Source organism: Burkholderia sp. S171 (genome assembly GCF_009766085.1).
In the GTDB taxonomy this organism is placed as follows: Bacteria; Pseudomonadota; Gammaproteobacteria; order Burkholderiales; family Burkholderiaceae; genus Caballeronia.
In genome coordinates, this window is sequence record NZ_LMUF01000018.1 from 26,111 (window position 1) to 34,271 (window position 8,161).

General features: G+C 61.1%; 4 protein-coding genes. 3 read left to right on the forward strand and 1 reads right to left on the reverse strand.

The genetic code is table 11. The annotated features are described in order from the left end of the window. Positions 1 to 109 precede the first annotated feature (109 nt). On the forward strand, positions 110 to 1,021 hold the full coding sequence (locus GSQ93_RS10950; protein WP_158935673.1) for a LysR family transcriptional regulator: 912 nt from the start codon (positions 110 to 112) through the stop codon (positions 1,019 to 1,021). 168 nt (positions 1,022 to 1,189) lie between these two features. After that, positions 1,190 to 7,027, forward strand: a complete 5,838-nt coding sequence (uvrA, locus tag GSQ93_RS10955) for an excinuclease ABC subunit UvrA (protein ID WP_158935674.1) — start codon at positions 1,190 to 1,192, stop codon at positions 7,025 to 7,027. 6 nt (positions 7,028 to 7,033) lie between these two features. On the opposite strand, the gene cynS is transcribed toward uvrA, so the two are convergent. Continuing rightward, positions 7,034 to 7,483 carry a cyanase gene (gene cynS, locus GSQ93_RS10960; protein WP_158935675.1) on the reverse strand — a complete coding sequence of 150 codons (450 nt, stop codon included), beginning with the start codon at positions 7,481 to 7,483 and terminating at the stop codon, positions 7,034 to 7,036. A gap of 92 nt (positions 7,484 to 7,575) precedes the next feature. Between cynS and GSQ93_RS10965 the strand changes: the two genes are divergently transcribed. Continuing rightward, positions 7,576 to 7,980 (forward strand): ACT domain-containing protein, encoded by a 405-nt coding sequence (locus tag GSQ93_RS10965; RefSeq protein ID WP_158935676.1) that lies wholly within the window; start codon positions 7,576 to 7,578, stop codon positions 7,978 to 7,980. Positions 7,981 to 8,161 lie beyond the last annotated feature (181 nt).

The following is an 8,161-nucleotide window of genomic DNA, read 5'->3' on the forward strand; positions in this document are numbered from 1 at the left end:
AGCCGGGCAAACGCCTCCGGCAAATTTCGTTCAGTTTCGCGATAATTAAGCCGACAATTTTTGGATGCAACACTATGCTGAATCTGCATAGCCTTATGTGCGAGCAAGGATGAACCTCAAACAGATCGAAGCGTTCGAAGCGGTGGCAAGCCTCGGAACCACCACAGCCGCGGCTCAGCGCCTGGAAATCTCGCAATCGGTCGTCAGCAGGCTGCTTGCTCAACTGGAAGAAGACCTCGGACTCAGACTTTTTATCCGGGAACAAGGCAGGCTTACCCTCACCCGTGAGGGCGCTGCTTTGGTCGATGAAGTGAAGACCTTGCTCGATGGCTCGCATTGCTTGCGGCGTCATGCGCAACAACTGCGGCTTGGCGGAATGCAGCGAAAACTGGTTCGCGCGATGGTGCCTAACACCTTCGCTCAGCACGCCATGCCGCAAACCATGGAAATCTTCTGCAAGGCACACGAGGATGCCGTGCTCGAGGTTTTGTCAGGCACGTATGGACAAGGCGAGCGCGCGCTCTTAAGCCGGGAAGTTGATCTGGCTTTCGTACAAATGCCGGCAGGCTTGCCCGGTTTGCGGGTTCATCGCGTGTTTCCTTCGCAGTCGGCCTGCGTCGTGCCCATTGACCATCCGCTGGCCGCGCTGGACAAAATCAGCGCGCTGGATCTTGAACTCGTGCCGCTGATCCTGCTCGGGCGGCAAAGTCTGCACAGGCGCGAAGTCGATATGGCTTTCCGCCGCGCCCGCATCACGCCGCGCGTTCTGGCAGAAGTGCATTCGGTCGGCGTGGCCTGCGCCATGGTTGCGCGCGGCATGGGCGTGACGATCGTCACCCAGGTGCTCGCGGCGTGTTGTCCATCGGAAGGATTTGCCATCAAGCCATTCGAACCCGCGCTGCCGTTTGAAATAGGTTTGGCAACGCTGCAGGAGACACCGGAGAGTTCGATGACCGTCGCGTTTCTGGATTGCATTGGCGACACGCTGATTGGCCTTAACACCCAACTCGCGACCGCGTAATTCCACGCGGCTCTCCTCCTGTCGAAAACACTGTATGGGTGTACAGTGTCGACTTCATCGGTCGTTATCTCGCTAATGCGTGTCGAACGGCGGCTCCCCTGGCGCGAGCCACGCTTCGCCCTAGCGCTACTGGCGGCCGATCTAACTCATTGAACCGGTTAGGAAAAATTGGCATCCAACAACGCAATCCGCATTCGCGGCGCTCGCCAGCACAATCTCAAGAACATTGATCTGGACCTTTACACGGGTCAGATGACCGTGGTGACCGGCCCTTCAGGCTCGGGCAAATCGAGCCTTGTGTTCGATACGCTCTACGCCGAAGGCCAGCGTCGCTACGTCGAAACGTTCAGCGCTTATGCGCGGCAATTCCTCGACCGGATGGACCGTCCGCAGGTGGATCGCGTGGACGGCGTGCCGCCGGCAATCGCCATCGATCAGACGAATCCGGTGCGCAGTTCGCGCTCGACCGTCGGCACGATGACCGAGTTGAACGATCACTTGAAGTTGTTCTACGCACGCGCCGCCGAGCTCTTCGATAAAAAGACCTCGCATCAGGTCCGGCACGACACGCCGGAGACCATCTACGTCGAGTTGCTCGAGCGCACGAAGGCGGGTGATCCACGAATTGCGATCACGTTCCCGGTGGAGTTGCCCGAATCCGCGAGCGATGAAGAAGTCGCTCAATGGCTGTCCGCGAGCGGTTATACGCGGGTCCAGGCCAAGCGTCACCAGGACGGCCGGCAAATGCTCGACGTGGTCGCAGACCGGTTCCGCTTGCAGAAGACGGAGCGGTCGCGGGCGCTGGAGGCCATTGAAGGCGCATTGCTGCGCGGCACCGGACGCGTGAATGTCTACGTTCTGCCGGAGCCGGGCACGGAGGATACGGACAAGCCGGCGGACGCGCCAACGTGGCGCTTCTCCACGGGCCTGCACAGTCCGGAAAGCGACATTCGCTACGCCGATCCGCAACCCGCGTTGTTCTCGTTTAATTCGGCGTATGGCGCGTGCGAAACGTGTCGCGGCTTTGGCCGGGTGATCGGCGTGGATCTCGGCCTCGTGATTCCCGATGAACGCAAGACCCTGCGCGGCGGCGCGATCAAGACGCTGCAAACGCCTGCGTGGAAAGAGAATCAGGACGACCTCCTGCGCTACGGCGCGAAGGCGGGCATTCGGCTTGGTGTGCCCTGGAGCGAACTCACGCAAAAGGAACGCGACTGGGTGATCGGCGGTTCGCCGGACTGGTCGGGCAAGTGGCAAAACCAGTGGTATGGCGTGCAGCGTTTCTTCGATTACCTTGAATCGAAAGCGTACAAGATGCACATTCGTGTGCTGCTGTCGAAATATCGAAGCTATACAAAGTGTCCGACATGCGAGGGCGCGCGCCTCAAGACTGAAGCGCTGCTGTGGCGTCTCGGCACGAAGGAACAAGCAGACGCTGTGCTGAAGCCGGCCGATCGTTTCCTGCCGGCGGGCGTGGAGTGGACGCGTGCGCAACTCGAAGCGCTGCCGGGCCTCACGCTGCACGATCTGATGCTGATGCCTATCGACCGCATTCGCCGTTTCTTCGATTCGCTGACGTTGCCAAGCACGCTGCTCGACGACGCGCTCAAGCTCCTGCATAACGAAGTCCGCACGCGCCTGAAATATCTCTGCGATGTCGGCCTGGGTTATCTCACGCTGGATCGTCAGAGCCGTACGCTGTCGGGCGGCGAAGTGCAGCGGATCAACCTGACGACTGCGCTTGGCACGTCGCTGGTGAACACGCTGTTCGTGCTCGATGAGCCGAGCATCGGCTTGCATCCACGCGACCTGAATCGCATTGTCGAAGCCATGCACCGCTTGCGCGACGCGGGCAATACGCTCGTGGTTGTAGAGCATGACCCGTCGGTGATGCTCGCGGCGGATCGTCTTATCGACATGGGTCCGGGACCCGGGGAACGCGGCGGCGAGATTGTCTATGACGGGCCACCGAATGAAATCGAGCATAGCGACACGCTGACGGGCGCGTACCTCGGCGGCCGCAAGCATGTGGCGCATGCATCGAACTGGCAGCGCCGCGTGGTCGATGCAAAGACGCCGCGGCTCGTGCTCGAAGGCGCGACCGAACACAACCTGCGCGATGTCACGGTCGAGATTCCGTTGCAGCGGCTGGTGTGCGTGACGGGGGTATCGGGGTCGGGCAAATCGACGCTGATCCAGGACGTACTGGCCCCCGCGTTGCAGCGTCATTTTGGCAAGGCGACCGAATCTCCCGGCGCATTCCGCGCGTTGAAGGGCGCGGATGCGTTGAGCGAAGTGATCTTCGTCGATCAATCGCCGATCGGCCGCACGGCGCGTTCGAATCCCGCGAGTTATGTCGGCGCGTTCGACGAGATTCGCAAGCTGTTTGCCAAGGCGCCGCTCGCTGCGCAACGCGGTTATAGCGCAGGCATGTTCAGCTTTAATTCCGGCGATGGCCGTTGCCCGACTTGCGGCGGTTCGGGCTTCGAACACGTCGAGATGCAGTTCCTGAGCGACGTCTATTTGCGCTGCCCGGATTGCGACGGGCGGCGGTATCGGGCGGAAATCCTTGACGTGCAGATCGAGCGCGGCGGCAAGTCGCTCAGCGTGGCGGATGTACTCGACCTGACCGTGAGCGAAGCCGTTGTGTGCTTTGCGAAAGACAAGGAAGTGCTGCGGGTGTTGCAGCCGATTGTCGATGTTGGGCTGGAATATGTGAAGCTCGGGCAACCGGTCCCCACGCTCTCGGGCGGCGAAGCACAGCGCCTGAAGCTGGCGGGTTTCCTGGCAGAAACGGCACAGGCGAGCGGCAACCTGCCGGGCCGTTTGTTCATGTTCGACGAGCCCACAACAGGTCTGCATTTCGACGATATCGCCAAGCTGATGCAGGCGTTGAGACGCCTGCTGGAGCGCGGCCATTCGCTGATCGTGATCGAGCACAACCTTGACGTGATTCGCGCGGCCGACTGGATCATCGATCTTGGTCCGGAAGGCGGCGATGCCGGTGGTCTGGTCGTCTGCGTCGGCACACCGGATGACGTTTCGGCCTGCGAACAATCGCACACTGGCAAGGCTCTGCTTGACTACGAAGAGGCGATGGCGCCCGGCGCGGCGCAGAAGCGCGCTGCGGGCGTTCCGCTGCAACTGGCCGCGGAAATCGCGGCGGCGCGGCGCGCATTGCAGGGAGAAGACGTGGTGCGTATTGTCAACGCGCGCGAACACAACCTGAAGTCGCTCGACGTCGATATCCCGCACGGCAAGTTCAATGTAATCACGGGCGTGTCGGGCTCGGGCAAGTCCACCTTGGCGTTCGATATCCTCTTCCACGAAGGCCAGCGCCGCTATCTGGAATCGTTGAATGCGTATGCGCGTTCGATCGTTCAGCCGGCCGGGCGTCCTGAAGTGGACGCCGTCTATGGCATTCCGCCGACGGTGGCCATCGAGCAGCGTTTATCGCGTGGCGGCCGTAAGAGCACGGTCGCGACCACGTCCGAAGTCTGGCATTTCCTGCGGCTTCTGTACGTCAAGCTCGGCATCCAGCATTGCGTCCATGACGGCGCACCGGTGACGGCGCAGAGTCCTGAATCGATCGTCGCGCAGATCATGCGGGATTTCAAAGGCCAGCATATCGGCTTGCTGGCACCGCTTGTGGTGAACCGCAAGGGTATTTACACGGACCTCGCGAAGTGGGCGAAGACGCGTGGACATACGCATTTGCGTGTGGACGGCGAGTTCCTGTCCGTCGATCCGTGGCCGAAGATCGATCGCTTCAAGGAGCACACCATCGAGTTGCCGGTCGGTGATCTGACCGTCAGTGCAAACGATGAAGCCACGCTGAAAGCGATGCTTCTGGAGACGCTCGAACTGGGCAAGGGCGTGATGCATTTGCTTGCCCCGCTCGATGACTTGCATGGCGCGTTGAACGGCGGGAAGAAGGGGACGAAGCACGTTGGCGAGATCCGCGTGTTCTCGACCAAACGCGCGTGTCCGGTTTGTGGCACGAGTTATCCCGAACTTGATCCGCGCATGTTCTCGTACAACAGCAAGCACGGCTGGTGCCACACCTGCGTGGGCACGGGCGTCACGCTCACGCGCGAACAGCGTGAAGTCTATGACGACACCGTGATCTCCGACGACGGCCGTGGCCGTGAGCAGACCATTCCATCGGCGCAACAGGAACCGGACGATGTCGTCGATCAGCCTTGCCCGGATTGCAACGGTACGCGCCTGAACGAAGTGGCGCGGGCGGTGACATTCGGCGATCAGCCGATAACGGAAGTCGGCCGCTGGACCGTCAGCGCCACGCGCGGCTGGATCAAGAAGCTCAAGCTCAAGGGTCGCGATGCGGATATCGCTCGCGACGTGGTCAGTGAAATCGAAGGCCGCTTGCTGTTCCTCGAAGAGGTCGGTCTTGGCTATCTGAGCCTGGACCGTGCGGCGCCTACTCTGTCGGGCGGCGAAGCGCAGCGCATTCGCCTTGCCGCGCAGCTCGGCAGCAATTTGCAGGGCGTGTGTTATGTGCTGGATGAGCCGACCATCGGTCTGCATCCGCGTGACAACAAGATCCTGCTGGACGCACTGAAAAAACTCGGCGACAAGGGCAACACGCTCGTGGTGGTAGAGCACGACGAGGACACCATTCGCCGAGCGGATCACATTATCGATATCGGTCCGGGGGCGGGAAAACGCGGCGGTACGGTCGTGGCGCAAGGCAACGTGGCCGATCTAGCGGCGCAGCCGGATTCGCTCACGGGCCAGTACCTGGCGAACCCGATCCAGCATCCGTTGCAAGCGCGTCGCGACGTAAAGACCGCAACCGCGAAGCGCGCCGCCACGCCCGAGAACTGGCTCACGGTTCACGGTGCAACGCTGCACAACCTGCGCAACGTCACCGCGAGCATGCCGCTTGGTCGCCTGATTGCCATCACGGGCGTGAGCGGTTCCGGCAAGTCCACGCTTGCTCGTGACGTGCTGATGACCAATCTGCTCGATGCCGTCGGCCGTTCGGTTTTATCGTCGCCGGCTACGCGCCGCGCACGTAAGACGGCCCAAGCCGATATGCCCGCGCGCAACCGGTCGAGCGTGTTGTCACGCGAGGCGCCGCGTGTGAAGTTTGACGTTGCGCATCGTTGGCAAGGGTGCACGGAAGTGACCGGGTTCGAGACCATCGACCGTGTGCTCGAAGTCGACCAGACGCCGATTGGCAAGACGCCGCGCTCGTGCCCGGCAACATATATCGGCATGTGGGACACCATCCGCAAGCTGTTCGCGGACACGCTGGAATCCCGCGCGCGGGGTTACACGGCTTCGCGTTTCTCGTTCAACACGGGCGACGGCCGCTGCCCGGCCTGCGAAGGTCAGGGCGTGCGTACCATCGCGATGAGTTTCCTGCCCGACGTCAAAGTGCCGTGCGACGTCTGCCACGGTCAGCGCTTCAATCCGGAAACGCTGGCGGTGACGTGGCGCGGCAAGAACATCGGCGAAGTGCTGACCATGGAGATTGACGAGGCCGTCGAGTTCTTCGCCGCGATGACAAGCATCTCGCATCCGTTGCAACTGATGAAGGATGTGGGACTGGGTTATCTGACGCTTGGGCAGCCATCGCCTACGTTGTCAGGTGGCGAGGCGCAGCGGATCAAGCTGGTGACGGAGTTGTCGAAGGTCAGGGACGATATCGGCCGGCGTGGGCAGAAAGCACCGCATACGCTGTACGTGCTCGATGAGCCCACCGTCGGCCTGCACATGGCCGACGTCGCCAAGCTGATCCGCGTGCTGCACCGGTTGGTCGATGGCGGGCATTCGGTGGTGGTGATCGAGCACGATCTGGATGTGATCGCCGAAGCCGATTGGGTGATCGATCTCGGCCCGGAGGGCGGCACGGAAGGCGGATCGATCGTGGCCGCGACCGATCCGGATACGCTCTCGAAGAATCCGCGCAGTCACACGGGCGCCGCGCTGCGGCCGGTGCTGGAACGCGGGACCCTCCAGGCCGAGGCGGTTCAGTAGCCCGGCTCAGTAACTCTTGTAAGGCAGGAACTTGCCTGATAAAACCACGTTGACCCGGTCCCCTTTGGGATCGGGTTCGCGCTGGATGTCCATCGAAAAATCGATTGCGCTCATGATCCCGTCGCCGAATTCCTCGTGGATCAGTTCCTTGATCGTGCTCCCGTAAACGCTCACTATTTCGTACCATCGATAGATCAGAGGATCGGTCGGGACGGCGGTCGGCAGCGAGCCTTTATAGGGCACAATCTGCAGCCAGGCGACGGCTTCATCGGAGAGGTCGAAGAGACCGCCGACGACTTCGGCCTGTGTTTTGGAGAACGTCATCTGCCCCAAGCAGCCTGCTGTTACCCACTCCTTGCTCAAGCCGACTTTCTCCGCCACGTCGGCCCATTTCAGCCCTTTGCTCACCTTGGCGGCGAGAATCATGCGAGTCACTTCGCTGCGATCTGAAATCATTCGGGTTGCTCCTTGAGGGTGGTTTCAATGGAGTGTATTGACCAATCGCGCGACTCGCTGGTGGACAAAAATAACTGCGGGAAATTTAAACCATGACCAACCCCATCACCGATCTGAACACGCTGCTTGCTTCCATGTCGCCCGAGTTGCAGCCGGGTGCCTATGTGTACGCGACCGTGCCGTTTACGTATGACCTTGGAGATATTGTCCCGCTTGCGACGTTCCGCGAACGAGAAGGCTTGACGATCATCGTGGAGGAGGGGGATGCATTGAGAGCGGGCATCCAGCCGCTATTTCGCGCCGCCTGGATCACGCTTACGGTTCACTCTGACCTCCAGGCGGTCGGCTTGACTGCAGCTTTTGCTACCGCGCTTGGCAGGGCAAATGTCAGCTGCAACGTCGTTGCGGCCGCGTATCACGATCACATTTTTGTGCCGATCGAATCCGCCGATAGTGCCATGGTTGCTCTGCAGCAACTTCAGCGCAATGGACTGTAGGTTTCGCTCGCGCCGGTGGACGGGGGGGCGGTTCTGAAGGTGGTGGTTTGGGGTCAGTGCTGGGGTGGTGCTTTCGGCGGTGGTGGTCTGCGAGAGTCGGATTTTCTCTTTATCACTATTAGCCACTGCGCGTGGCGGCGCGTCATTTCTTTTATATGAACGTCCCCGTTTGCGCCAGGGT

Coding starts and splice junctions, on each gene's coding strand:
- GSQ93_RS10965 (WP_158935676.1), top strand. CDS start 7,576: ATGACCAACCCCATCACCGATCTGAACACGCTGCTTGCTTCCATGTCG.
- GSQ93_RS10950 (WP_158935673.1), top strand. CDS start 110: ATGAACCTCAAACAGATCGAAGCGTTCGAAGCGGTGGCAAGCCTCGGA.
- cynS (WP_158935675.1), bottom strand. CDS start 7,483: ATGATTTCAGATCGCAGCGAAGTGACTCGCATGATTCTCGCCGCCAAG.